At 63.3% G+C, this 23,676-nt stretch carries 23 protein-coding genes; 11 read left to right on the top strand and 12 right to left on the bottom strand.

The window, feature by feature from the left end; all coding sequences use genetic code 11:
- Positions 1–51: 51 nt before the first annotated feature.
- The 3 genes from GSQ88_RS06990 to GSQ88_RS06980 form a co-directional block, all read right to left on the bottom strand.
- A complete protein-coding gene (locus GSQ88_RS06990; RefSeq protein WP_159006652.1) occupies positions 52–1,356 on the bottom strand; it encodes an MFS transporter in 1,305 nt (434 codons plus the stop codon).
- 159 nt (positions 1,357–1,515) lie between these two features.
- The gene (locus tag GSQ88_RS06985) at positions 1,516–1,746 is read right to left on the bottom strand and encodes a hypothetical protein (RefSeq protein WP_159006651.1); all 231 of its coding nucleotides are present in this window, start codon (positions 1,744–1,746) and stop codon (positions 1,516–1,518) included.
- A gap of 185 nt (positions 1,747–1,931) precedes the next feature.
- Positions 1,932–2,738 (bottom strand): SDR family NAD(P)-dependent oxidoreductase, encoded by an 807-nt coding sequence (locus tag GSQ88_RS06980; RefSeq protein ID WP_159006650.1) that lies wholly within the window; start codon positions 2,736–2,738, stop codon positions 1,932–1,934.
- Positions 2,739–2,865: 127 nt separating this feature from the next.
- On the opposite strand from GSQ88_RS06980, the gene GSQ88_RS06975 reads away from it, so the two are divergent.
- Positions 2,866–3,804: a GlxA family transcriptional regulator gene (locus tag GSQ88_RS06975; protein WP_159006649.1), complete on the top strand. Its 939-nt coding sequence runs from the start codon at positions 2,866–2,868 to the stop codon at positions 3,802–3,804.
- 4 nt (positions 3,805–3,808) lie between these two features.
- Here the strand turns inward: GSQ88_RS06975 and GSQ88_RS06970 are convergent, their stop codons facing one another.
- Entirely contained in the window at positions 3,809–4,456 is a 648-nt protein-coding gene (locus GSQ88_RS06970; protein ID WP_159006648.1) for a TetR/AcrR family transcriptional regulator, read from the bottom strand.
- 109 nt (positions 4,457–4,565) lie between these two features.
- Between GSQ88_RS06970 and GSQ88_RS06965 the strand changes: the two genes are divergently transcribed.
- Together GSQ88_RS06965 and GSQ88_RS06960 are read left to right on the top strand one after the other, a co-directional pair.
- Positions 4,566–5,852, top strand: a complete 1,287-nt coding sequence (locus GSQ88_RS06965; protein ID WP_174247944.1) for an HlyD family secretion protein — start codon at positions 4,566–4,568, stop codon at positions 5,850–5,852.
- Positions 5,791–7,410 (top strand): DHA2 family efflux MFS transporter permease subunit, encoded by a 1,620-nt coding sequence (locus tag GSQ88_RS06960; RefSeq protein ID WP_174247943.1) that lies wholly within the window; start codon positions 5,791–5,793, stop codon positions 7,408–7,410. Before GSQ88_RS06965 ends, GSQ88_RS06960 begins: the two co-directional genes overlap by 62 nt.
- 210 nt (positions 7,411–7,620) lie before the next feature.
- On the opposite strand, the gene GSQ88_RS06955 is transcribed toward GSQ88_RS06960, so the two are convergent.
- On the bottom strand, positions 7,621–7,953 hold the full coding sequence (locus tag GSQ88_RS06955; protein ID WP_159006646.1) for a DHCW motif cupin fold protein: 333 nt from the start codon (positions 7,951–7,953) through the stop codon (positions 7,621–7,623).
- Between the two features lie 32 nt (positions 7,954–7,985).
- Positions 7,986–8,174 carry a rhodanese-like domain-containing protein gene (locus tag GSQ88_RS06950; RefSeq protein ID WP_210253768.1) on the bottom strand — a complete coding sequence of 63 codons (189 nt, stop codon included), beginning with the start codon at positions 8,172–8,174 and terminating at the stop codon, positions 7,986–7,988.
- 11 nt (positions 8,175–8,185) lie between these two features.
- Here GSQ88_RS06950 and GSQ88_RS06945 point away from each other — a divergent pair, with 11 nt between their 5' ends.
- Positions 8,186–8,812, top strand: a complete 627-nt coding sequence (locus GSQ88_RS06945; RefSeq protein WP_159006644.1) for a hypothetical protein — start codon at positions 8,186–8,188, stop codon at positions 8,810–8,812.
- 133 nt (positions 8,813–8,945) lie between these two features.
- On the opposite strand, the gene GSQ88_RS06940 is transcribed toward GSQ88_RS06945, so the two are convergent.
- Entirely contained in the window at positions 8,946–10,178 is a 1,233-nt protein-coding gene (locus tag GSQ88_RS06940) for a rhodanese-like domain-containing protein (protein WP_159006643.1), read from the bottom strand.
- A gap of 1,153 nt (positions 10,179–11,331) precedes the next feature.
- On the opposite strand from GSQ88_RS06940, the gene GSQ88_RS06935 reads away from it, so the two are divergent.
- The 5 genes from GSQ88_RS06935 to GSQ88_RS06915 all read left to right on the top strand — a co-directional run bounded on the left by GSQ88_RS06935 (position 11,332) and on the right by GSQ88_RS06915 (position 15,734).
- Complete coding sequence (locus GSQ88_RS06935) at positions 11,332–11,778, top strand: hypothetical protein (RefSeq protein ID WP_159006642.1); 447 nt, start codon at positions 11,332–11,334, stop codon at positions 11,776–11,778.
- A gap of 112 nt (positions 11,779–11,890) precedes the next feature.
- Positions 11,891–13,252: a GTPase HflX gene (gene hflX / locus GSQ88_RS06930; RefSeq protein WP_159006641.1), complete on the top strand. Its 1,362-nt coding sequence runs from the start codon at positions 11,891–11,893 to the stop codon at positions 13,250–13,252.
- Positions 13,253–13,376: 124 nt separating this feature from the next.
- Positions 13,377–13,991, top strand: coding sequence for a TetR/AcrR family transcriptional regulator (locus GSQ88_RS06925; RefSeq protein ID WP_159006640.1), 615 nt, complete (start codon positions 13,377–13,379; stop codon positions 13,989–13,991).
- Between the two features lie 197 nt (positions 13,992–14,188).
- Positions 14,189–15,046, top strand: a complete 858-nt coding sequence (locus tag GSQ88_RS06920; protein WP_159006639.1) for a DUF3313 family protein — start codon at positions 14,189–14,191, stop codon at positions 15,044–15,046.
- 100 nt (positions 15,047–15,146) lie between these two features.
- Positions 15,147–15,734 carry a DUF2147 domain-containing protein gene (locus GSQ88_RS06915; protein ID WP_246735103.1) on the top strand — a complete coding sequence of 196 codons (588 nt, stop codon included), beginning with the start codon at positions 15,147–15,149 and terminating at the stop codon, positions 15,732–15,734.
- Between the two features lie 209 nt (positions 15,735–15,943).
- Here GSQ88_RS06915 and GSQ88_RS06910 read toward each other — a convergent pair whose 3' ends face one another.
- Both GSQ88_RS06910 and GSQ88_RS06905 read right to left on the bottom strand, forming a co-directional pair.
- Entirely contained in the window at positions 15,944–16,768 is an 825-nt protein-coding gene (locus tag GSQ88_RS06910; protein ID WP_159006638.1) for an ABC transporter substrate-binding protein, read from the bottom strand.
- Positions 16,765–17,436, bottom strand: coding sequence for an ABC transporter permease (locus tag GSQ88_RS06905; protein ID WP_159006637.1), 672 nt, complete (start codon positions 17,434–17,436; stop codon positions 16,765–16,767). Before GSQ88_RS06905 ends, GSQ88_RS06910 begins: the two co-directional genes overlap by 4 nt.
- Before the next feature lie 289 nt (positions 17,437–17,725).
- On the opposite strand from GSQ88_RS06905, the gene GSQ88_RS06900 reads away from it, so the two are divergent.
- On the top strand, positions 17,726–19,369 hold the full coding sequence (locus GSQ88_RS06900; protein ID WP_159006636.1) for a phospholipase C: 1,644 nt from the start codon (positions 17,726–17,728) through the stop codon (positions 19,367–19,369).
- A gap of 99 nt (positions 19,370–19,468) precedes the next feature.
- The gene (locus GSQ88_RS06895; RefSeq protein ID WP_159006635.1) at positions 19,469–20,863 is read left to right on the top strand and encodes a cytochrome-c peroxidase; all 1,395 of its coding nucleotides are present in this window, start codon (positions 19,469–19,471) and stop codon (positions 20,861–20,863) included.
- Between the two features lie 164 nt (positions 20,864–21,027).
- Here the strand turns inward: GSQ88_RS06895 and GSQ88_RS06890 are convergent, their stop codons facing one another.
- The 3 genes from GSQ88_RS06890 to GSQ88_RS06880 all read right to left on the bottom strand — a co-directional run bounded on the left by GSQ88_RS06890 (position 21,028) and on the right by GSQ88_RS06880 (position 23,676).
- A complete protein-coding gene (locus tag GSQ88_RS06890; protein ID WP_159006634.1) occupies positions 21,028–21,669 on the bottom strand; it encodes an arylsulfatase in 642 nt (213 codons plus the stop codon).
- Between the two features lie 136 nt (positions 21,670–21,805).
- Positions 21,806–22,804, bottom strand: coding sequence for a Bug family tripartite tricarboxylate transporter substrate binding protein (locus GSQ88_RS06885; RefSeq protein WP_210253765.1), 999 nt, complete (start codon positions 22,802–22,804; stop codon positions 21,806–21,808).
- A gap of 56 nt (positions 22,805–22,860) precedes the next feature.
- On the bottom strand, positions 22,861–23,676 hold the full coding sequence (locus GSQ88_RS06880) for an MBL fold metallo-hydrolase (protein WP_159006633.1): 816 nt from the start codon (positions 23,674–23,676) through the stop codon (positions 22,861–22,863).

Here is a 23,676-nt window from a genome sequence, read left to right as displayed (position 1 = left end):
AAGAGAAGCAGGGATGGACGCGACGCATCGCCGCGTCCATCCTGTGTCGTATCAGACCGGCAGTTTGCGACTGTAATCGATCAAGCTCGAACAGATCAGCAGCGCCACGCCGGCGCCGGCAAAGAACATCAACGCCAGGAAGTAAGATCCGGTAGCCTGGACGATGAAGCCGACGATCAACGGCGTCAGCACGCCCGCGATGTTGCCGCCGAGATTCATGCAGCCGCCGAGGAAGCCGGCTTTTTCGCGGCCCGCGAGCGCTGCAGGTATCGCCCAATACATCCCGCACCAGCGCAGGAAGAACAGCGTGGCGGACAGCAGCACCACGACGGCGACGGGGTCGGTCACATAGGCCACCGAGAAGATCGACACCGTCGCCATGATCGCGGCTATGCCGAACAGCGTGCGGAACACCAGATTGGGTCCGCCGCCATGGCTGCGCCAGTAGTCGCCGACCCAGCCGCCGACCAGTTCGCCGACGAAGCCCGAGAAGAAGATGATGAAGGAAGCGCCGCCGAGCGTCTTGATGTCGAAGTTGTGGACCTTGAACAGATAGGTCGGCATCCAGGTCAGCAGGCCGTAGAAGGCGGTGTTGAAGAACATCCAGCCCAGGCACATGCACCACACCGAACGAAAGCGGAAATAAGCCGTCCAGCTGGCGCCGCTTGATGCGGGCATGCCTGCGTCTTCCAGCGCATGCGCCTGCTCGATGTAGCGTGCCTCGGCCTCGTTGATCGACGGATGCTGTCGCGGAGAATTGCGGATGTAATACCAGGCGAGCAACCCGCACAGCATGGTTCCGACACCGGCGATGACAAAAGCCATGCGCCACGAATTGAAGGCGGCGATCAACCACGCGATGATGATCGATCCCAGGGCCGCGCCGAGCGGCGCACCGCCGTCGAGCAGCGTCGCGCCACGGCCGCGTTCGGTCTGCGTCATCCAGATGCCGTTGAGCTTGCCGCCGGCGGGATAGATCGGCGCTTCAGACGCGCCCAGGCCAAGCCGCGTCAGCAGCAGGACGGGCCAGCTGGTGGCCACGGCCGCGATCGCCTGGAAGGCGCCCCAGAAAATCGTCGCCGACGCGATCACGACCCGCGGCTTGAAACGGTCGGCCAGCATGCCGCCCGGCACCTGCATCAACGCGTAAGTCCAGAAGAACGAGCTAAGGATCAATCCCTGCATCGCCGGATCGACATCGAACTCCTTGGAGATCAGCGGCATCGCGACCGATAGCGAGGCGCGGTCGACATAGTTGATCGAGACCAGGAACAGCATCAGAAGAAAAATCTTCCAACGCACACTGGTCGGCTTGGCGGTGTCGGTCGCTGCGATGGCTGAGACGGTATCGCTCATGGCTCTCTCCAATTGCCGGCGACGCCAAGTCTGGGGCATTTGGAAAGAAGCAGCAATAATTTTTTGTATTTTGCATGCAAAATTACATAAGATACTGATATTACATAGCATATTTGTGTAATTGCGGTGCTTGATTTAGCATGCCGGCCGTTCGCACGCTCAGCCGTTCCACTTTTCGTTCGTCGCGTTGAGAATCTTCACGAGGCTGGAATCTTCCTGTAGCCCGCCATGTTTTTCCCGCCATTTCGGCCCCGGGCCGCGCATATAATGCGCTTCCGGAAAATATTGCTTCGACGATCCGCCCCACAAAAACATCAGCAGCCGTTCCACCGCGTGGTGCATCGTCTTGCGGACCGGCGCACGTGCCTGCGCCTCTGTCGTATGGTGCATGTTCAACCTCCGCCGTTTCCTGGCGATCCAGGACAGCCGGAACTGAAAATGCGGATTGCGGCATAGGAAATCGATATGGCTGGACCGCGGTTGTTATAAACGCGAGATAGCCGTCAACCGCTTGCCATGGCATGCGGTTGACGGCGGTTTCGTTGACGGCGGAAGCCGCGTAAGCATCGAAATCCTCAGGCCGCGACATTGGGTTTGTAGCGTGCGGCCGGAGCGCTGCGCGACAGGTTAGGCAACAGTTTTTGCCGCGCGGCCTCGTAGGCTTCCCAATCGGCCGCATCCGGCAACGACGGAATGGTCACGAACTCGCCTTGCTCAAAGCCGGCCAACGCTGCGTCAACCATGTCGTCGGCCCGCATCACGATCGCGGTCGGAAGATGTTTTACCGGCGTGCCCGCCAGTTCCCAGAAATCGGTCGCGGTGGCGCCGGGCAGCACCACCTGAATCTTGACGTTCTTGTCCTTGAGTTCATGACGCAGCGACTGGCTGAAGGCGAGCACGAACGCTTTGCTGCCACCATAAACGCCGTTGAGGATTTCCGGCCCGACCGCGACAATCGATGCGATGTTGATGATCGCTCCGCCACCGCGCGCGATGAAGCCGGGCACCGCGGCATAGGTCAGACGGGTCAGCGCGCTGACGTTGATCGAGATCATCTCCGCCATTTTGTCGATGTCGGATCCGAGCAGCGGCGCGGTCGCGCCGACGCCGGCATTGTTGACCAGCGTGGTGATGCCGGTGTCGCTGCGAAGCCGTGATTCGACCCGGGCGAGGTCGGCGCTGTCGGTCAGATCCGCCGCGATGGTTTCGACCGAACGGCCGGTCTCCTCGGACAGGCGCTTGGCGTGCGCGTTGAGGCGATCGCGATTGCGGGCGACGAGGATGAGGTCAAAATCCTGGCGTGCCAACCGGTCGGCATAGATGGCGCCGATGCCTGAGGAAGCTCCGGTGATGAGGGCGGTGCCTTTTGCTGAAGTGGTCATTTTCGGTCTCCTGGATGCTGCCGCCTGGACCGGCGCCAGCGATGTCATGGAGATAGACCCTTCCCTCCGCGTCTCAAATGTCATATAAACATCTTTCTAGGACATTCGCGGATACCGAGGAGCGCGCATGCAGGAAATTGGATTTGTCGTTTTCCCCGGTTTCCAGGTGATGGGGCTGTCGGCGATCACTGCGTTCGAGGTGGCGAACCTGGTGCTGGAAAAGCCGGCCTACGCGATGACCTTGCTGTCGGAAAGCGGCGGACTGGTGCCGACCTCGGCCGGCTTTGCCGTCCAGACCGAAGCGTTCAGCGATCGACGCTTCGACACCGTGATGATCGGCGCCGGAACCGAGATCGAACCGATGACGCCGGGCCTGCTCGCTTTCGTGCGGCGGTCGCTCAAGACATCGCGCAGGCTCGCAGCACCCTGCACGGGGGCGTTTGTTCTGGCCGAAGCCGGCATCCTCGATGGACGCAACGTCACCACGCATTGGTTCTTCGCGCGCGATCTGCAAGCGCGCTATCCCGGCGTCAAGGTCGAGGAAGACCGCATCTACATCATCGACGGCACTGTCTGGACCTCGGCGGGAATGACGGCCGGCATCGATCTCGCGCTGGCGATGGTTGAAAACGACCATGGCCGCGAGACCGCCCGCGCGGTGGCTCGCAAGCTCGTGGTCTACCATCGCCGCGCCGGCGGCCAATCGCAATTCTCGACCATGCTCGAGCTTGAGCCGAAATCGGACCGGATTCAGAACGCGCTGCACCACGCCAAGCGAAACCTGCGCAACACGCTGTCGGTGGAGGAGCTGGCCGACGTGGCGCGGCTGAGCCCGCGTCAATTCAGCCGTGCGTTTCACGCCGAGACCCGGCAATCGCCAGCTAAGGCGGTCGAGCGGCTGCGCGTCGAAGCCGCGCGACTGATGATGGAAGACGGCCGCCATTCGATGGATGCGATTGCGCAGGAAACCGGCTTTGCCGACCGCGAGCGGATGCGGCGCGCCTTCCTGCGCGTGCTCGGACAGCCGCCGCAGGCGATCCGTCGCAATTCCAAGGCGGCGGCGTAGTCGTTCACGCCGGCTGGCATCCCCGCAGGAACAGCTTTACGCAGGCGCGAACCCGCGCCTCGATTGCCGGACGCGACGGCATCGGGACGCCGCCGAAGATCGCGGCGCGCTGCGGCGCCGAGGACAGCATGCCGATCAACATGCCCGCGGCCTCATCGGCATCGTCGAGCACGATCAGCCCGCGCGCCTGCTGCGCGCGCAGCCAGTCGGCCAGCGCCGCGCCAGTGCGCCGGATGCCGTTCTTGTAGAACGTGCCCGCAAGGTCGGAGAATTTTCCGGTCTCCTGCAGGATCATCCGCTGTAGGGCGACGACATCCTGATCCAGCATCAGATCCGCAACACTCATCAGTGACGCATGCAGCGCTTCGGCAATGTCGGTGTGATCGGCGGCTTGCAGATTGAACTCGGACAGAAAGCGATCGAGCCGGTCTGACACCATGCCCTCGAACAACGACGCCTTGTTGGGGATCAGGCGATACAGCGTCTTGGTGGAGACACCGGCCAACCGCGCCACCGCCTCCATGCTGGTCGCGGCATAGCCGTTGGCGGCGAATTCATGCCGCGAGGCCTCATAGATGATCTGGCGCGTCTCGGCGTCCGGCCGTAGTTGCGGCCGCCCGCGGGCGCGATCCTGGGTGTCGCTCCGAGCCATGCTTTTAAATGATGCCTGTCATTCTATTGACAGTCCCAGTATGGGGACTATTTTGGAAAATATCAAGTTTCCTAATTGGCGTCCCGAGCACGGACAGGAGCGCATCGTTATGACCCAGCATTCCACCACCTTCGAAATCGAACGCGCGGTCCCCGCCGGCGCGGCGGTCGGGGACCTGCTGCAAGACAAACCAATTGCCCAGGTCCCGGCAAAAAAATTCAACGTTCGCAAAGCCTTGTTCACCGGCGCGGCGCTGGTCGCGCTGCTTGGCGCGGCCTGGTATGGCTGGGATTACTGGACCGTCGGCCAGTATCAAGTGTCGACCGACGACGCCTATGTAAAGGCTGACAACACCACCATCGCCCCCAAGGTCTCGGGGTACCTGCACCAGGTGCTGGTCGGCGACAATGAGCGGGTCCGAGCCGGGCAAACCCTGGCCCGGATCGACGACCGCGACTTCAAGGTCGCGCTCGACCAGGCCAAGGCCGATGTCTCCGCGGCGAAGGCTGCGATCGCGAGCAAGCAGGCGCAGCTTGAAGTGCAGCAGGCGGTGATCAACGCCGCCCAAGCGACCATCGACGTCGACGACGCCAATGTCACCTTCGCCGCCCAGGACAACAAGCGCTATTCGGCGCTCGCCACCTCCGGCTACGGAAGCGTGCAGAACGCGCAACTGTCGCAATCCAAGATCGCCGGCGCCGAGGCCGCCCGGGCGCGCGACACCGCCAATCTCACCTCCGCCACCAAGCAGGTCGACCTGCTGAAGGCCGAGACCGTTCAGGCCGAAGCGACACTGGCCCGCGCTCAAGCCTTGCAAGGCCAGGCCGAACTCAATCTGAGCTACACTACCATCACCGTCCCGATTGACGGCGTGATCGGCAACCGCACGCTGCGCATTGGCCAGTACGTGCAGGCTGGCACGCAATTGATGTCGGTGGTGCCGGCGCGCGGCGCCTATGTGATCGCCAATTACAAGGAGACCCAGCTCACCGACGTCCACGAGGGCCAGGCCGTCGAGATCGCCGTCGACATGTTCCCGGGCCAGCTCGTGCGCGGCCATGTCGACAGCATCGCGCCCGCCAGCGGCCAGGAATTCGCATTGCTGCCCCCGGACAATGCCACCGGCAACTTCACCAAGGTGGTGCAACGCATCCCGGTCAAGATCGCGCTCGACGACGGCAGCAACGCGCCGATCGCGCTGCGGCCGGGCATGTCGGTGATCCCGACCATCGAAACGCGCGACCCGGCGCCGACCCGCCAAGCCCGCGGCACGTCTGAAGCCCGCGGCACGTCGAACCATGTTTCCGCCACTACGTCCTTCAATGGAGCGTGCCATGTCCAATCGCACCCCGTCAGCCTCGATCGCAGCGCTTCCGACCTCTTCGACCAGATCTGAGGCGGTCGATCCCAACCGCGCCAGCGTCACGGTATGGATCGCGGTGCTCGCGGCCATGATCGGGTCGTTCATGGCGATCCTCAATATCCAGATCACCAACGCCTCGCTGCTCAACATCGAGGGCGGCATCGGTACCGGCGTCGACAACGGATCCTGGATTTCGACCTCCTATCTGATCGGCGAGATCATCGTGATCCCGCTGACCGATTATCTCAGCCGCGTGTTCTCGTTCCGCCGCTATATGCTGGCGAGCGCGGCGCTGTTCGCGGCATTCTCGGTCGCCTGCGCCTTCACCCATGATTTGCCGTCGATGATCGCGATGCGCGGCCTGCAAGGCTTTGCCGGCGGCGTGCTGATCCCGATGGCATTCACGCTGGTGCTGACGAAACTGCCGAAGCCGCAGCAGCCGGTCGGGCTTGCGATCTTCGCGCTGTCGGTGACCTTCGCGCCCGCGATCGGGCCGACCATCGGCGGCTATCTCACCGAGAATTACGGCTGGCGCACCATCTTCTTCGTCAACGTGATCCCGACCATCGCGATGGTCAGCGCGCTGTACTTCACGCTGGAGCGCAAGCCGATGCAGCTTGGCCTGTTGAGGGAAGGTGACTGGCCCGGCATCGCGACCATGGCGATCGGATTGTCGGCGCTGCAGACCGTGCTCGAGGAAGGCAACAAGGACGACTGGTTCTCCTCGCCCTTCATCCAGCGCCTGGCCGCCATCGCGGTGGTCAGCCTGTCGCTGTTCCTCTGGATCGAGCTCACCACCGAAAAGCCGTTGATCCGGCTGCGGCTGCTGAAGGGACGCAATTTCGGCTTCGGCACCATCGCGATGACGATGCTGGGATTTGCGCTGTTCGGTTCGGTCTATATCCTGCCGGCCTATCTCGGCCAGGCGCAGGGCTACAATTCCGAACAGATCGGTTCGGTGATGGCCTGGACCGGACTGCCGCAGCTCATTTTGATTCCGCTGGTGCCGCAATTGATGCGACGCTTCGACACCCGCTATATCGCCTTCGTCGGACTGATGATCTTTGGCTATAGCTGCTTCATGAACACGGCGATGTCGCCGGATTATGCCGGCGACCAGCTCTGGATCCCGAACATCGTGCGCGCCATCGGCCAGGCCATGGTGCTGACGCCGCTGACCTCGGTGACGACAGGCGACATCGCGCCGCAGGACGCGGCCGCGGCCTCCGGCATCAGCAACATGTTCCGCAACCTCGGCGGCGCGATCGGCACCGCGGTGCTTGCCACCGTGATCACCAAGCGCGAGCAATTCCACTCCAACATCATCGGCCAGTCGGTCACGCCCGGCCGCGAGGAAGTACGCGACCGCATCGCGCAGATGACCGATTACTTCATGGCGCGCGGCGTCTCCGATCCGGCGGCAGCGCATCAGCAAGCCATCGTCGCGCTCGGCAATGCCGTCAAGCATCAGGCGCTGGTGATGGGTTTCAGCGACACCTTCGCGGTACTGGCCGCGGTGCTGGTGCTCGCCGCGCTGGCGGTCACGCTGACCCGCAAGGTGAAGGGAAGTGGTGGGGCCGGCGCGCATTGAGCGAGTGCTTAGAGCGGGATGACTTTTTATTGAATCAGTCCCGCTCGACTGTTCAGCCCACCTCTCCCCATCGGGGAGAGGTCGATTTGCGCAGCAAATCGGGTGAGGGGCGCTTAACGAGAGGCCGTAACCCCTCACCCCGCCCCTCTCCCAACGGGAGAGGGAGCGCGTTTCCGTTGCCTTTATGACTCGACCCAATCTCATCAGGCGTTAGTCGACGATGAACAACTTGGCGCCGGTCGCGGTCGACGACCGGTGCGCGGCGTCGCCATGGTCGGACACCTGATAGCTCATGCCGGGCTTCAGCTTGAAGGTGCGGCCGTCGCGCAGTTCGGTATCGAGTTCGCCTTCCAGGACATAGAGCACGTGTCCGCGGTCGCACCAATGATCCGCCAGATAGCCGGCCGAATATTCGACATGCCGCACCCTGAGATCGCCGATATTGAACGTGCGCCAGATCGCCTGTCCGCTCTCGCCCGGATGAAGGGTCGGCGCCACGGCGTCCCAATCGGTCACGGTGAATGGCAGTGCGGGAATTTTCATGCGGTCGGTCCTCGATTGGTTGCGCAGATGATTCAGATCACGAAGAAGCCAGGGCTGCCGTCGCGGCGGAGCCGTTCGACCAGGCCATATTCCCAGTCGAGACAGGCCTGCATAAGCGGCGCGAAATCACGGTCGCCATCGGCCCGCCGATGGAACAGTTGGTCGCTGTCGGGGTATTTACCTGATGGGGACAACGCCGCTTCGCGGCGGCCGCCAAACACGGGAGAAGTCGATGGTTGGAGTTGCGCAAGGATTTGGACGCAAGGCGCTGATTTTGGGCGCGCTCTTGATGATGACGGCCGGCGCGGCTTACGCCGAGACCACGCCGGTGCGGGTCCGCGGCACCGTGGTGAGCCTCGAAGGCAGCAAGCTGGTCGTCCACCCCAAGACCGGTGATGACATTACCGTGATGCTGAACGACGATTACGGCGCGATCGCCGTGGTGAAGGCGTCGATGGCGGACATTAAGGAAGGCACCTTCATCGGAACCGCGACGGTGACGCAGCCTGATTCCAGCCTGAAATCGCTCGAGGTCGTGGTGTTTCCCGACAAAATGCGCGGCACCGGCGAAGGCCATTACCCCTGGGACCTCGGCTCCAAGAGCATGATGACCAACGCGACCGTCTCCAATGCGGTGAAGGGTGTCGACGGCCAAACCATCACGGTGAGCTACAAGGGCGGCGAGAAGAAGATCGACGTCCCTGCTGATGTGCCTGTTGTGACGCTGGTACCCGGAGCCGACAAGGCGGACATCAAGCCCGGCGCCATCGTGTTCGTGCCGGCGCAAAAGCAGGAAGACGGCTCGCTGCATGGCGGCGCCGTATTGTTCGGCAAGGACGGGCTGACCCCGCCGATGTAAACAGCGGATATCGAAGCCGGAACTCAAGAGTTCCGGCTCAAGCCGCGTGGGACAAAGCAGCAAGATCGCGCCACCAGGACTGGAGTGCGGTCTTGTCCGCCGGGACGACGGGCTTTCACACCAGCAAGCCATCTCAGATCACGAAGAACCCATGCGTGCCGTCGCGGCGGAGCTGTTCGACCAGGCCATATTCCCAGTCGAGATAAGCCTGCATCGCGCCGGTGTCGATATCGGTGCCCTCGTAGGGACGCCGGTAGCGGTGCGCGGGATCGGGTTTTGGCCACACCAGCGGCGGCGTGACCTCAAGCGCGCCGTCGTAGCCGCCGTCGAGCACGTAGGTTTCCCACCCCATTTGCGCCAGCCATGACGCGGTCATGTCGGCGCGCACGCTCCTGTTGTCCGTCAGCACGATGCGCGCGCCGCGCACGGGGGCTGCCATGTCGATCTCCTGCACCAATTGGCCGCCGGGATAATGACGGAAGCCGGGGATGTGACCGGCGGCATATTCCGAAGCATCGCGAACGTCGAAGCTATAGAGCGTGCGATGGGTTTGCGCCTGGAGTGCCGTCATCTCCGCCATCGTGAGGCGCCGGACGCCGGCGCGATAGGCGACGTCGCGGGCGTTGGACTCGGCGCCCTCGAAAGCGCCGATCTCGCCGCGCCGGCCGGAGCCGTGCTCGAGATTTTGTTTGGCCAAGGTCCAGCCGATCGTGCCGTTGCGCAGCGCCCGCACCTTGTTGCCGACGCCGGCATTGATCAGCGACTGGGTACCGATGATCGAGCGGGTGCGCCCTGCACAATTGACGATGATGGTGGTTTCAGGATCGGGCGCGGCGCGTCCGGCACGCAGCACCAGTTCGGCGCCGGGCACGCTGACCGAGCCCGGGATGTTCATGGTGGCATATTCGTCGAACCGCCGGACATCGAGAATCCTGATATTGGCGTTGCTCGCGATCAGCGCGGAAACTTCTTCCGCCGAAAGTGACGGCGTGTGCCGGCGATGTTCGACCAGTTCGCCAAACGCTTTGGCGTAAGAATTCACATCCGCAAACAACTCATAGCCCGCCGCCCGCCATGCTTCGAGCCCGCCATCGAGTTCGCGAACATGGCTGTAGCCCAGCGCCGTCAGGCGATCGGCCGCCTGCGCAACGAGACCTTCGCCGGCATCGTACACGACAACAGGTACATCCTTGCGCGGCAGCCGCGTCTCGGCTTCGAGCTCAATGCGGTCGGCGGCCATGTTGGCGGCGAACAGCGGATGGCCGGTGGCGAACATCGCCTCATGCCGGACATCGAGCAAAGCGATTTCGTCACGCAGCAACAGCGCGCTGCGGATGTCGAAGGGAGTGACGGTGGGGAGGGGCATGATGATCGTCTGGATGAGTTGCGGTTGCGGTTACGGCGGCACTGTGACCTCAAACGGCGTGTCGCTTCAAGGGCATCTGCTTCACCCTCCCCTGGAGGGGTCCGAGACGAGCGAAGCTCGCTCGTGGGTCGACTCGCATTGAGCGCAGCGAAGTGCGAGACGGGGTGGGGTGGGGTGGCGAAGCGGCGGAACGAGATCTCGCCTACCACCACTCGCTGCTTCGCCACCCCACCCCGCTCGCTACGCGAGCGACCCTCCCCCTCCAGGGGAGGGTGAAGCAAGCCCGCACAACTCCGCATTCTCGCGACGGCATTCGCCCGAGTTTTGTAAATTCGTTTCGCCCCCAAAAAGAAAGAGGGCGCAGGGAAGACCGGGTGCGCGCTGCACCCGAGGTCTCATGTGCAAAGGCAAAACAGGAAAACGCACATGAGCATACAGGTTCAGCGGAAGCAGTCCGGCCTTCCCTGCGCAATGGTTTTACAGCTTATATCGTGCTCTCCCCGGCGAGACCTGGCTTGCTTGTCACCGTCGTCCCCAAGAAGCGTGAGCTCCTTGCGAACTTGACACCTGCCATCGGGGCGTCAGGACCACACGACTTTGCCGTCCGCATCACGCGCTGTTCGTCAAAAGCGCATCCGCGTCCACCGCTCCCCGCCCCAACGTCAGTGACGATGGCCAACGCCCCCTCTCTCGGGGCGGGATGGCAAGAAGTAAGCATCTGATTTGGGTCAAGAGTCAAGGACAATTTCTGAAAATCAGAAATGACGCAGAGGCGAGAAAGGAGCTGGACACAACATCGTGTGATTTGCCCCGGCGGAAAAATCAATCCGATGATCTCGCGGGCCAATGCCATGCCGTGCGACACACTCGCCCGTCATCCTGAGGTGCGCGCTCTTTCTTGCGCGCCTCGAAGGATGGCCGCGAGCACAGCGCGGAACAACATCCTTCGAGGCTCGCAAGGGCTCGCACCTCAGGATGACGTCCGAAATAGCTTCACAGGCTCTCAGGATGACGGTGCCGTTGCCGCGAGCGGGCGCCGACCGGCCCGGCCATTGATGCGCTTTCTATATCGCGGGCGATCGGTTCGTCTCGTTTCTTTATGCCGTTCTATCTACCTCTCAGGTGCTGTTAACCGGACTTGAAGGGTGATGTCATGATTTCCACGCCTACCACTGCAACGGGCGATCGGATCATCGAGCCGATGATCGCGCTCGCCGGCTGCTCGAAGCAGCATCGAATTGTCGTCGCCGGCGCCAGAGGCGTCGAGCTGATGTTGGAGCTGCATCGGCGCGGCTTTGCGCGCGCGGCATCGACGGCGAATTGCGGCCATCCGGCCGGCCAATACGACGTCGTGCTGGTCGATTGGCGCCGCCGCACCTCCAAAACCCTGGAGACCGCGCTTGACTGGCTGGCGCAGCTGTTGAGCCCTGCCGGCATGCTGGTGGTCTGGGTTGATCCGCAAAAGCCCGCGGCGACGCAAGACCTTCGGCTCTCGCTGGAAATGCGCGGCTTTGCTATTGAGGCCGGAACGGTCCATGAATGCGGCTGCGCCGTTTCGGCGCGGCGACGCGACATGCATCCGCTCCGCAAGGCGGCGTAGGGCATGATCCGGAAAAGTGGATACCGGTTTTCCGAAGAGATCATGCCCCAACAATAAACTAGAGCGGGATGACGATCCCGCTCTGGCCTGCTTACAGGAAAATGCTCATCTCATGGAAACCAGACCGCCCATTCCACGCGCGATCCTGGTCGGCGTCCAGACCCCCGATGTCGACGACGTCGCGCATGCCGCGAGCCTCGAGGAGTTGGGCCGGCTGGTGAAGACGCTTGGCTACGAGGTCGTCGGCACCGTCTCGCAGAAGCGCGACGGGATCGACGGCGGCACCGTGCTCGGCAAAGGCCGGCTTGAGGAGCTCGCGGCGCTCACCGGCGGAACCGGAATTGTCGGATCGATGGCGCCGCCGCGCAAGTCGAAGGCGCGCGAACGCTTCGAACAGGCGGATGAGGGCAAACCGGAACCCGCGCAAGCGGAATCCGATGCGGATGCGTCACCGAAGCCGGAATTCGTCATCATCGATCACGACATCTCGCCGGGCCAGGCTCGCAACATCGAGCGTGCGACCGGCGCGCAGGTGCTGGATCGGACCGGCGTGATCGTGGAGATCTTCCACCGTCATGCGCACAGCCGCGAAGCCAAACTGCAGGTCGAACTGGCCCGATTGAAATACGTCGCGCCACGGCTGCGGGAATCCTCAGGCGGCGGCGGGCGGCGCCAGGGCCCCGGTTCGGGCGAGTCCGATCTGGAACTCGACCGCCGCAAGATTCGCGATCGTCTCGCCGAGTTGAAACTGCAACTCGAGGATATCCAGCGTGACAGCGATCAGCGCCGGGCCACGCGCGGCGATCAGCTCCGGGTGGCGCTGGTGGGCTACACCAACGCAGGCAAGTCGTCGCTGATGCGCGCCCTGACCGGCAGCGAGGTGCTGGTCGCCGACAAGCTGTTTGCGACACTGGACACCACCGTGCGCGCGCTGCACCCGGAGGCGAGGCCCCGCGTGCTGGTCTCGGACACGGTTGGCTTCATCAAGAAGCTGCCGCACGACCTCGTCGCGTCGTTCCGATCCACGCTCGCCGAGGCGCTCGAAGCCTCCGTGCTGCTGTTTGTGGTCGATGCTTCCGATCCGACCTACGAGCAGCAGCTCGAGGTGAGCCGCAACGTGCTGCGCGAGATCGGCGCGGACACGGTGCCGTCGCGCCTGCTGCTCAACAAGATCGATCGCGTCAGCGAGACCGATCGCGCCGCGTTGCGCGCCAAGCACCCCGACGCGATCCTGCTTTCCGCGCAATCGTCCGAAGACGTCGCCGCGCTGCGCCAGACCATCATCGCGTTCTTCGAAGCGTCGATGGTGGAGGAACGCCTGGTGCTGCCCTATGCCAAGCAGGCCCTGCTCAGCGACATCTTCGAGAATACGCGCGTGCTCTCCGAAGACTACGACGCCACCGGCCGGATCATGAACGTGCGCGGCCTGCCGGGCGCGATCGCGCGGCTGCGGACGACGCTGGCCGCGTCGTAAGTTCGCACCGAGCGGCACGGCCAACCTCGCGGGGAAACTCGACTCGGCGATCCTGTTCGGCTATCAGCCGCCGACGCGGTAGGATTACGCCGCCTCGAACCGCACCCGTCTCGCGAAAGAACCGATGGACAACGCCTCACGTTCGGAACGATCCCGCAAGGCCGCTTTGCAAGCGGCGCTCACCATCATCTCGCGTGACGGTCCGGCGCGGCTGACGCTCGACGCCATCGCGCGCGAAAGCGGCATGAGCAAAGGCGGCCTGACGCACCAGTTCCCGACCAAGGAGGCGGTGCTGAAGGCGCTGCTCGAACATCAGATCGAATATTTCGGGGATTTCACGGAGCGCTATCTGGCCGAGGCGGGCGCGGCATCCGCGCAACCGCAACTGGCCGCGCAGATCGCCACGCTGCGCGAAGCCATCACCCAGCCGCACTCGGTCGCGCTTGCCATTCTCGGCGCGCTGACCCAGGACCCGAGCCTGTTGTCGCAAATCCGGGCCGCCAGCGGGAAAACGGTCGATGCCATCAAGGCCGAGGCGGCCGACCCGCAATTGGCGCTGCTGCGCTGGGCTGCCGCCCAGGGACTGGTGCTGATGAGCTTGTTCGGGCTCAACCCGTTGGCCGATCAGGAGCGCGGGCAGTTGTTCGACCGCCTGGGGGATGACCGGCAATGGTCCGCCCTCGCGGAAAGCAATCCGCGCGCCGCGGAACCTGGGCGCACCCGAAAAGTAAAGTCCTGACAGCGACTTAGTGGCGATCCTCGGCTTCCTCTCAAGCCCTCCGATAAGCCTGACGACATAGCGCCCGCCCTCGTCACGGACGGGCCATCGCGGAAATATGCAGAAACTTCTTGCAAACCGACCAGTCGGTTTGTATAGTTCATATTGCGCTGCGGCACCGAGGGCGGACGCGGGCTTGAAGTCAACAGGAGTTCGGAATGGACGTTGTGACGCGCACGGACCGGCTCATGGTCCTGGCGATCTGCACGGTTTTGGCCGCGGGGGCGAGCCTGGCGGGTTGCGCTTCCGCGGCGCTCGAGACATCGGGATCGCTCGCTTCTTACGACGGACTCGCGCCGGTGGACGGCGTTACGACGAAATCACAGCTTCGCATCGACAAAGCGAACGTTCTGGCCGCGCGGAGCGTAGCGATCGCACCGACCTCATTCTCCAGCGCGGCTTCACGGGCCGAGCTGACGGACATGCAGCAACGCGTCATCGCCAACGCCGTCGACAGGTCGGTCTGCGTCGGCTTGAGCGATCGCTTTTACGTCGTCCCGCCCGGGCAAGCCGCCGATCTGACGGTTCACGCCACCGTCACCCATGTGACCGTGACCAACGTCGCCGTGGCCGGCGCCTCGAAGGTCGCCTCGCTCGCGCCGATGTTCATCAGCGCAGGGGCCCCGATCATCGTGCCTCGCATTGCCATCGGCATGGGAAGCCTCTCGGTCGAGGCCGAGGCCAGGGATGTTCGCGGTCAACAAAAAGCAGCGTTCGTCTGGGCTCGCGGCGCGGACATCGTGACCAGCAACCCGCGCGTCGCTGCATCCGGCGATGCCTACGATCTGGCCGGCGAGTTCGGCACGGATTTCAGCAAATTGCTGGTGACCGGTGACAGCCCTTTCGACAAGTCACTGTCGATGCCGAGCGCGCAGCGCGTGAAATCCGCGTTTGGCGGCAAGCCGAAATATGCGGCGTGTGACGCCTTCGGCCGTACCGGCACTGCGGCCTTCATCGGCGGAAAAATCGGAGAGCCTCCGGAGTGGAACGACGATGCAATGCCGGTCACGGAATGAGCCGAGGAGCCATTGAGATGATGCAGAACTGTCAAATTCCACACACTGGGGCGCGCGGACCGCGGTCGCCGGCGCCTTGTTCACCGCAGGAGCGGATATCATGCGAATGAAGAAGTTTTACCCGATGATCTTGCCGATGATCCTGCGGCTCGCGCTCACGGCCAGCATGACGATCCGGCCCGCGATCGCGGCGCCCTCCGACGAGCCGAGCGGCACCTGGCTCACCGAGGACGGCCGCGCCCGCGTCCGCGTCGAGCGTTGCGGCGCGAAGCTGGAGCAGGTCTGCGGCTATATCGTCTGGATGAAGGACCCGATGGATGCGAAAGGCCGCGCAGCGCTGGACGTGCAGAATCCGGATGCGGCCAAGCGCTCGCGTCCGGTGCTGGGCCATCAACTCATCCTGGGCCTGTCGCTGAGCCCGGACCAGCGCTTCCACGGCCAGATCTACAATGCGGAAAACGGCAAGTCCTACGAGATCACGCTGTGGCGCGAGGCGGCCGACGGATTGCAGATCAGGGGCTGCATGATGTCGATCCTGTGCGCCACCCAGACCTGGACTCCGACCACCGACGTCGCGCCGGGACAATTGGTCGGATTGACCGGCGACGGCAATGGGCCGAGGGCGGACAGAGAGTGGGCGCAAATCATTCCAGCGAAGCCGCCGAAGACCACGCGGGCCGCGAGATAAAGCGGCCGGTCTAGGGCTGATGCCGCTTCTGCTCGCCTCGCTTCCGACGGCTTTTGTCGGTGGCTTCATCATATTGGATGAGCACATTTACAAGACCGTAACCGAATCGTCCTTCCGTTCGCCGCGACGATGCTTGCTTGGCGTCGAGCTCGCGATGGAGAAATTGATCGATCAACCCCGTTATGGGGCGCCGAGAAATTGGAAGTGGGTCACTTGGGAGAACCGGCAGACGGGTTGAACAATTTTTGTCCGTTCACTTCAAAGGCGCCGATTGCCTGCTGTCCCTCGGACGAAACCAGCCAATCGGCGAAGACCTTTGCGGCGGCCAGCTTTGCGCCTGCATGCTTCTCGGGATTTAATTCGATCACGTCGTATCGATTGAGCAGGCGCGGGTCGCCCTCGATCGCGACGATCAACGATCCTCTATTTTTAAAGCTGAGCCACGTACCACGGTCGGATAGGGTATACGCGTCCATTGCGCTCGCGGCGTTGAGGGCTTGACCCATGCCGCCGCCGATGTCGCGATACCATTTGTCCTTGAGCGCATCCGGCGTCTGACCCGCCGTTTTCCAAAGCCGTAGCTCCGCCGCGTTCGTGCCGCTCTTGTCGCCGCGCGAAACGAACGCCGCTTGCGCCGATGCGATCGCCTTCAGCGCCGCGACGCTATCGCTGCCGCCCTTGACATGAGCCGGGTCGGCGGACGGGCCGACAATGATAAAATCATTCCATGCGATTTGCCGCCGCGTTGACCCATGACCCTCTTCCATGAACTGTCGTTCGGCATCCGGATCGTGAACCAGCAGGAGATCGGCATCGCCCCGCCGCGCAGTGTCCAAAGCCTTGCCCGTGCCCTGCGCGACGACGTTGACCGTGATGCCGGTCCGGGCCGTGAACTGCGGAAGGATGTTCGCCAATAGCCCGGATGCCTCGACCGAGGTTGTCGAGGCCAGCACGATGGATTGATCGGCGGCGGAACTCGCATTTATCGCTGTGAGGGCCGCGACCAGCGCCAAAATGTTTCGAAACTTGATCATGCTTCGTCACTCCCTGCCGTTCGCGCCTGTCCCGCCAGCGCGAAGACCGTCGCACTGATCGAAATGCTGATCCCGACCAACACCGCGCCGACCGCCAAAGCCAACGACAGGTCCCCCTGGCTCGTTTGAAGTGCAATGGTCGTGGTCATCGTTCTAGTCAAGCCGCGAATGTTGCCGCCGACCAGGATCACCGCGCCGACTTCCGAGACGGTGCGACCAAAGCCCGCAAGGACGGCGGTCACAAGGTCGGCCCGAATGATCATCAGAATTTGCGGAATGGCCTGCAATCGGGTCGCGCCATCTGCAATCAGTTCGTCGCCGTAGCGCGCCCAAGCCCTCTCGCTGGCGCGGTGCACAAGCGCCGTAATGATCGGGATTGCAAGGATGGTTTGCGCGATCACCATAGCGGACGGCGTAAACAGCAGGGCAAGGGAACCCAACGGGCCGGAACGCGACAGTGCGAGATAGAGAACGAGGCCGACGACAACCGGCGGTAAACCGAAAAAGGCGTTGATCAAAACGACGATCAGTCGTCGCCCACGAAAAGCGACGACCGCAAGGGCGGTCCCGATGGGCAGACTGATTGCCGTCGCGGCAGCCGTCGCCACCAAACTGACGCTGACAGATAGTACGACGATCTGAATGAAGTCGCCCAATCCGGTAGTCATTCTGAACGAGTAAGGATTGCCAACGCCCGCTCCGGGCAGGCGCCATCATATTGCAGGATACCCGTTATCGGCACGCCCTTATTCGCCGATTGACAAACACTCGAAAGCAAGCAAGCCCGCACCGATTTTGTCGCGCGCAAACGTTGTCGTATCCGCTTCATTTCGATGTCACGCTAGAAACATTCTGATGTCACGCGGCGAATCTATAACGCCGCAACCTGCAAAGGTCGCTTCTGTCTTTCAGACCAGAGGTGTTTTCATTTCTATTTCATCAGAACAAGAGAGCTCCATGCAACGGAACGTTAGCAGGGCCGCGTCTGCCCTTTGCCTGTCGATGGCGTTATTCGCCCAGGGCGAAAGCCCGGCGTTTGCCGGATCGCCGCAAGATGCGCTTCCAACCTCCACCCCGATCAAGCACGTCGTGGTGATCTTCGGCGAGAACGAATCGTTCGACCATTATTTCGGCGCCTATCCGACCGCGACCAATCCGCCCGGCGAGCCGGCCTTCACCGCCGCTCCGAACACGCCCGCGGTCAACGGCTTCACCCCCGCTTTGCTGAACAACAATCCGAACCTGAACGCCGCCAACGGCACCGGTGCGGCCAACCCGTTCCGTCTCGATCGCTCGCAGGCTCACACCTCGAGCCAGAACCACGCCTACGGCCCCGAGCAGGCCGCCTTCGACGCCGGCAAGAACGACCTGTTTCCCAAGAACACGGGTGCTGCCGGCACCGGCGGCACCGGCGTCTTCAACACCAAAGGCCTGGTGATGGGGTACTATGACGGCAACACCGTCACCGCGATGTGGAATTATGCGCAGCACTTCGCCCTGAGCGACAATTCCTACAGTTCGACGTTCGGCCCCTCCTCGCCCGGCGCCATCGACCTGGTCTCGGGACAAACCAACGGCGCGGTGGGTTTTGCTGCCAGCAACGGCACCAATCCCGGCACCACGACCAACAACCTCGTCGCCGACGGCCAGGGTGGTTTCACCATGTACGGCGACAGCGATCCGCATGGCGACCTCTGCTCGTCGACCACGGCCCCCACCACCGAGTTGACCGGCAAGAATATCGGCGATCTCCTGAACGCCAAGAACATCACCTGGGGCTGGTTCCAGGGCGGCTTCAATCTCCAGGCCGTCAACGCCAATGGCACCACGGGCTGCACGCGCAGCACGAGCTCGGTGACCGTCGGCGCCAACGAGACCGACTATGTTCCGCATCACGCGCCGTTCCAGTATTATCCCTCGACGCGCAACCTCAGCCACACCAGGCCGCTCTCGATCGCATCGGTCGGCACCTCGGCCGACGGCGGCGCCAACCACCAGTATGACACCAGCGACTTCGTCGCCGCGGTGCAGGCTGGCAACCTTCCGTCGGTCAGCTTCCTGAAGGCTCCGGCGATCCAGGACGCGCATCCCGGCAACTCCGATCCGCTCGATGAACAGACCTTCGTGGTCAACATCATCAACCTGCTGCAGCAGAGCCCGGAATGGAGCAGCACCGCGGTGATCCTCGCCTATGACGATTCGGATGGCTGGTACGACCATACGAGCAACGTCATCAATCCGTCGGCCAGCGTGCAGGACGCCTTCAACGGAGCAGGGCTTTGCAATCCGCTGCCCGGCACCGCCGGCGCATTGTCCACGCCGCTGCCCGGCGTGAACGGCCAGCCGGTCAACGGACGCTGCGGCTACGGCACGCGTCAGCCGCTGCTGGTGGTTTCGCCGTTCGCGAAGCCGAACTTCGTCGATCACACGCTGACCGATCAGTCCTCGATCACCCGTTTCATCGAAGACAACTGGCTCAGCAGCCAGCGCATCGGTCAGGGCTCGTACGACACGATCGCCAACCCGATCAACAACATGTTCAACTTCACCCAGGCGCCGAATCCGAAACTGGTGCTGAACGCGAGCACCGGCAACAAGTAACAGCCGAACGCTTCCAAACTTCGAGACCGGGACGGGTGGAGAAATCCATCCGTCCCGATTTTGTCATTCCGTTGTCCCTGATCCGTACCGGGTTTTTCGATGAAGCGTGTTTTGCAAATTGAACCGACCGCATTCCGTGGCCGGTCGATCCGGCTTGCGGTGTTATCCTGCGCCATGCTGGCGATGCCGTTGGCCGTCGCGGAGACCGTCTTGCCTGCAAACGGCCCATCGGCGGAGCCGGTGGCCGAACTCTCGGCGGTCGCGCAGCTCGGGCGCAAGATGTTCTTCGACCCGTCTCTGTCCGGCTCCGGCCAATTATCCTGTGCGTCGTGCCATAGTCCCGCGCATGCCTACGGCCCCCCGAACGATCTCGTGGTGCAGTTCGGCGGGCCGGACCTGAAACGGCCAGGCGTCCGCGCGGTGCCGTCATTGCGCTATCTGGAGCACGCGCCGAACTTTTCCATCGGTCCAAGCCCCGAGACGGCGGACAACGATCCGCCGCCGGACGACACCGCCCAGGCGGCCGCGACACCGGCGGGCCAGACCAAGGTCGCATCGGTCGCCAAGGCCGACGCCAACAAAGTGGCACTTGCCGCCGCCGAAGCCAACGTGCCGCGCGGCGGGCTCGACTGGGATGGCCGGGCCAACACCTTGCAGCTTCAGGCGCTGGGGCCGCTGCTCGATCCGAACGAAATGGACAATCACAGCGCCGACGAATTGATCGAGCGGCTCGAACATGCCGCCTATGCCGACGACCTCAAGAAACTGTTCGGCGCAAACGTATTCAATCAGCGCGAGCTGGCGCTGGACGAAGCGCTGTTCGCGCTGGCGCGATTCCAGACCGAAGATCCGAGCTTCCATCCCTATGACAGCAAATACGACGCCGTACTCGCCGGCAAAGCCACGCTCAGCGAAGCCGAAGCGCGTGGCCTGAAATTGTTCGACGACCCGAAGAAGGGCAATTGCTCGTCCTGCCACATCGACCGGGCGACCCTGGACGGCGTGTTCAGGCCGGCCTTCACCGATTTCCAGTTCGAGGCGCTCGGCGCGCCGCGCAACCGGGATATTCCGGCCAATAGCGATCCGCGCCATTATGACCTCGGGCTGTGCGGACCGCAGCGCACCGACTACGCCACCTCCACCGCCTATTGCGGCCTGTTCAAGACGCCGACCTTGCGCAACACCGCGACACGCAAGGTGTTCTTCCACAACGGCGCGTTTCATTCGCTCGAACAAGTGATGCACTTCTATGTCGAGCGCGAAACCGAGCCGGCCAAATGGTATCCGCCACGCGCCGACGGCACGCTCGATCGCTACAATGATCTGCCGGCGGAAGTTCGCGGCAATGTCGATGTCGTCGATGCCCCGTTCGACGGCAAGCCCGGCGATCCGCCCGCGCTCAATGAAGCGGAAATCGCCGACATCATCACGTTCCTGAAGACGCTGAACGACGGCTATCAGGCCGAACAGAGCTCGGCGGCGAACGCACATTGAAGCGGCAGTCCGGCGGGCGCTTCGTAGAGTCCGACTCCAGAGGTCGTCATGCCCGGGCTTGTCCCGGGTATCCACGTCTTTGCTGAACTTAGGCAAGGAAAGACGTCGATGGCCGGGACAAGCCCGGCCATGACGAAAGTGATTCATGTCGCTTGGACGGTATTTTAACCCAGCGCCTGCTTCAGCTTCAGCACGGCGCTGTCCGGTGTCGTGACCACCGGACGTCCCGACATTTTGGCGACCAGCGCCGCCGCGGGCGCCATGCTGTATTGCGCGAGCGCGATCAGGTCGCAATCGCGCAGATCCCGTGAGGCCACCGCCACCAGGCGATCATGCTCGGCGCGGTCGCCGCGATCGAGCGCGGCCAGCGCGCCTTCAGCCAGTTTCGGCACGATCTCGACCGAGCCGGGAAACTCCGGCGGCATCGACACCAAGGTCGGCGCGAAGGTCGAGAGCAGGCCGATCCTGCAGCCTTTTCCAACGAGCTGGCCGACCGCCTGCTCGATCATCGCCTCATTGGGCTTGAGCACCGGCATCGGCGCCTGCTCGCGGGCGACGGCCTCGATGCAGGCGCCAAAGGCCGAACAGGTGAACAGGATCGCATCGGCACCGGCGCCCTTTGCATAACGCCCCAACTTCAAAAAGCGCTCGGTCATCGCCTCGGTGATCCCGCCGTCGCGCGCCACGTCGGCCGACAGGCTGTCGTCGAGCAGGTTCATCAGACGAGCTTCGGGCCAATGGCTGGCGAACGCCGCCTCGATCGGCACGATCGAATGCTTTAGGGCGTGGACAAGGGCAATGCGCATCGTGACAGGTCCTGTCGGGAGGCCGCGAGGGACGTCCCACGTTTCGGTGTCGGCCCTTCTAGTTCAATTTTGACGGGCTGCAAACCGCGCCACCACCCATCAATCCAGATCCAGCCATCAATCCAGGTGCCGGCTCTCAATCCAGATGCAGTCCAGCCTCCTTGATCAGCTTCGACCATTTGCTGTTGTCGATCTCGAGCTTGTCGGTAAACGCGGCGCTGCTGCCGCCGAGTACGACGCCGCCTTCCGCCTGCACCTGGGCGACGATCGCGGGTAATTTCAGCGCCGCGTTGCCGGCCTCGTTGAGGCGCTTGACGATTGCAGCAGGCGTGCCGGCGGGGACCAGCAGGCCGTACCAGGTGCCGGCATTGAAGCCCGGATAGCCTTGCTCGGCGACGGTCGGAACGTCGGGCAATACCGGGGTGCGCGCCAGCGCGGATACCGCGATCGCGCGCAACTCGCCACTCCTGATCAAGCCAAGCGCGGTCGGGATCGACGACAGCATCAAGGGAATGCGGCCGGCCGCGACATCGAGCAGCGCAGTATTGGCGCCACGCGAGGGAATGTGGCGCAGCTTGATGCCGGCGCTGCGCGCGAACAGTTCGGCGGTCAGGTGCGAGACGGTGCCTATGCCCGGCGTCGCGAAGTCCATGCCGTCGGGCATCTTCTTTGCCGCCGCGACGACATCGGCGAGCGATCGATACGGCGAGGACGCCGGCACCACTACGACGTTGGGCGCGTCGGCGAGCAGCAGCACCGGCACGAAATCCTTGATCGGATCGTACGGCAGATTGCCGTACAGCGAGGGATTGATCGCGAGCTGCGAGGTCTGCCCGAGCACCATGGTGTAGCCGTCGGGCGCCGACTTCGCGAGTTGATTGACCGCGATATTGCCGGCCGCGCCAGGCTTGTTCTCGACCACCACCGGCTGCTTCAGGGTTTCGCCGATGGTGTTGGCGACCATCCGCGCCACCGCATCCATGCCGCCGCCGGCCGCACCCGGCACCAGCAGGCGGATCGGATGATCGGGATAATCGCCAGCGGCGGCATCGATCGCGCCCAGCATCAGCACCGATGCGACGCCGACCGCGATCCGCGCCGCGATACGGATCGGTCTAGTGATGAGTCTTGTCACGGGTCGCTCTCCCTTTTGGCTTTTATGGTCGCGACTTTTATTATTCGTGCGCGTCGTCAGACCTTGGCGGGCGCAAGGCCGGTTTCGGTACCGGACTCCGGCACCGAGCTGCCGTAGAGCAGTCCCTCCTGAAGCCTCGGCATGGTCTTCGGCACGTTCAATATCGGCAGGCCATGGGTCGGCGCGATCGCTTTGACGTCGAGCCGGTCGCACAGCCATTGCAGGCGATCGACATAGAGCTTCATGTCGGTGAACTTGGTCCAGAACAGCGCGCGGTCGGCGAACACCGCCGAGACATCGGCGAGATCGAGCGAGATCGCTTCCTCGGCGAGCAGGCCGCAATGGCCGTCCTCGTGATAATGGCTGTAGGCAAAGCCATCGCCCGGAAACAGCACGCGCTCTTTACTGTCAAAACCCCACCACGTGGTGCGCAGGTCGCGGATCACCGGCTCGACCGCGACAAATGTACGCCCGCCGAGATCGATCTCGTCGCCCGAGATCATCGGCAACATGCGGTCGGCGAATTGCGGAAAGGCGAGGTGATAGTCGCTCATGTCGCCGCAAAGAATAGCTTCCGGATAACGCGCCAGCACGCGGCCGAGCCCGCCGGAATGCGGCGTCTCCTGATGGGTGACGAACAGATATTTCAGCGGCGCCCGGCCCGCCAACAGACCCCTGAGCTGCCGCTCGATGATCGGGAAATCCTTGGGATGCCCGGTTTCGATCAGCATTGAGGCCTCGGTGCCGCACAGCAGGAAGGCCGCGTTGTAGCTGTGATAGATCTTGCCCTTGGCGCGCTGCTCCAGGCAGTCGCCGAGCCAGAATACGCCGTCGGCCAGTTCGCGCGGCATCGGTTTTGCGGAATTGGGCAT

The organism is Bradyrhizobium sp. S69 (assembly GCF_009766005.1).
GTDB lineage: Bacteria > Pseudomonadota > Alphaproteobacteria > Rhizobiales > Xanthobacteraceae > Bradyrhizobium.
The sequence above is the reverse complement of the archived record's forward strand: the minus strand, read 5'-3'. Positions and strand labels throughout refer to the sequence as shown.

Bases quoted from the DNA above. Each gene is read 5' to 3' on its own strand.
- GSQ88_RS06925 (WP_159006640.1), top strand. From the start codon at position 13,377: ATGGACAACGCCTCACGTTCGGAACGATCCCGCAAGGCCGCTTTGCAA.
- GSQ88_RS06985 (WP_159006651.1), bottom strand. From the start codon at position 1,746: ATGCACCATACGACAGAGGCGCAGGCACGTGCGCCGGTCCGCAAGACG.
- GSQ88_RS06900 (WP_159006636.1), top strand. From the start codon at position 17,726: ATGCAACGGAACGTTAGCAGGGCCGCGTCTGCCCTTTGCCTGTCGATG.
- GSQ88_RS06940 (WP_159006643.1), bottom strand. From the start codon at position 10,178: ATGCCCCTCCCCACCGTCACTCCCTTCGACATCCGCAGCGCGCTGTTG.
- GSQ88_RS06935 (WP_159006642.1), top strand. From the start codon at position 11,332: ATGATTTCCACGCCTACCACTGCAACGGGCGATCGGATCATCGAGCCG.
- GSQ88_RS06880 (WP_159006633.1), bottom strand. From the start codon at position 23,676: ATGCCCAATTCCGCAAAACCGATGCCGCGCGAACTGGCCGACGGCGTA.
- hflX (WP_159006641.1), top strand. From the start codon at position 11,891: ATGGAAACCAGACCGCCCATTCCACGCGCGATCCTGGTCGGCGTCCAG.
- GSQ88_RS06980 (WP_159006650.1), bottom strand. From the start codon at position 2,738: ATGACCACTTCAGCAAAAGGCACCGCCCTCATCACCGGAGCTTCCTCA.
- GSQ88_RS06990 (WP_159006652.1), bottom strand. From the start codon at position 1,356: ATGAGCGATACCGTCTCAGCCATCGCAGCGACCGACACCGCCAAGCCG.
- GSQ88_RS06905 (WP_159006637.1), bottom strand. From the start codon at position 17,436: ATGACTACCGGATTGGGCGACTTCATTCAGATCGTCGTACTATCTGTC.
- GSQ88_RS06895 (WP_159006635.1), top strand. From the start codon at position 19,469: ATGAAGCGTGTTTTGCAAATTGAACCGACCGCATTCCGTGGCCGGTCG.
- GSQ88_RS06945 (WP_159006644.1), top strand. From the start codon at position 8,186: ATGGTTGGAGTTGCGCAAGGATTTGGACGCAAGGCGCTGATTTTGGGC.
- GSQ88_RS06975 (WP_159006649.1), top strand. From the start codon at position 2,866: ATGCAGGAAATTGGATTTGTCGTTTTCCCCGGTTTCCAGGTGATGGGG.
- GSQ88_RS06960 (WP_174247943.1), top strand. From the start codon at position 5,791: ATGTCCAATCGCACCCCGTCAGCCTCGATCGCAGCGCTTCCGACCTCT.
- GSQ88_RS06965 (WP_174247944.1), top strand. From the start codon at position 4,566: ATGACCCAGCATTCCACCACCTTCGAAATCGAACGCGCGGTCCCCGCC.
- GSQ88_RS06890 (WP_159006634.1), bottom strand. From the start codon at position 21,669: ATGCGCATTGCCCTTGTCCACGCCCTAAAGCATTCGATCGTGCCGATC.
- GSQ88_RS06920 (WP_159006639.1), top strand. From the start codon at position 14,189: ATGGACGTTGTGACGCGCACGGACCGGCTCATGGTCCTGGCGATCTGC.
- GSQ88_RS06915 (WP_246735103.1), top strand. From the start codon at position 15,147: ATGCGAATGAAGAAGTTTTACCCGATGATCTTGCCGATGATCCTGCGG.
- GSQ88_RS06970 (WP_159006648.1), bottom strand. From the start codon at position 4,456: ATGGCTCGGAGCGACACCCAGGATCGCGCCCGCGGGCGGCCGCAACTA.
- GSQ88_RS06910 (WP_159006638.1), bottom strand. From the start codon at position 16,768: ATGATCAAGTTTCGAAACATTTTGGCGCTGGTCGCGGCCCTCACAGCG.
- GSQ88_RS06955 (WP_159006646.1), bottom strand. From the start codon at position 7,953: ATGAAAATTCCCGCACTGCCATTCACCGTGACCGATTGGGACGCCGTG.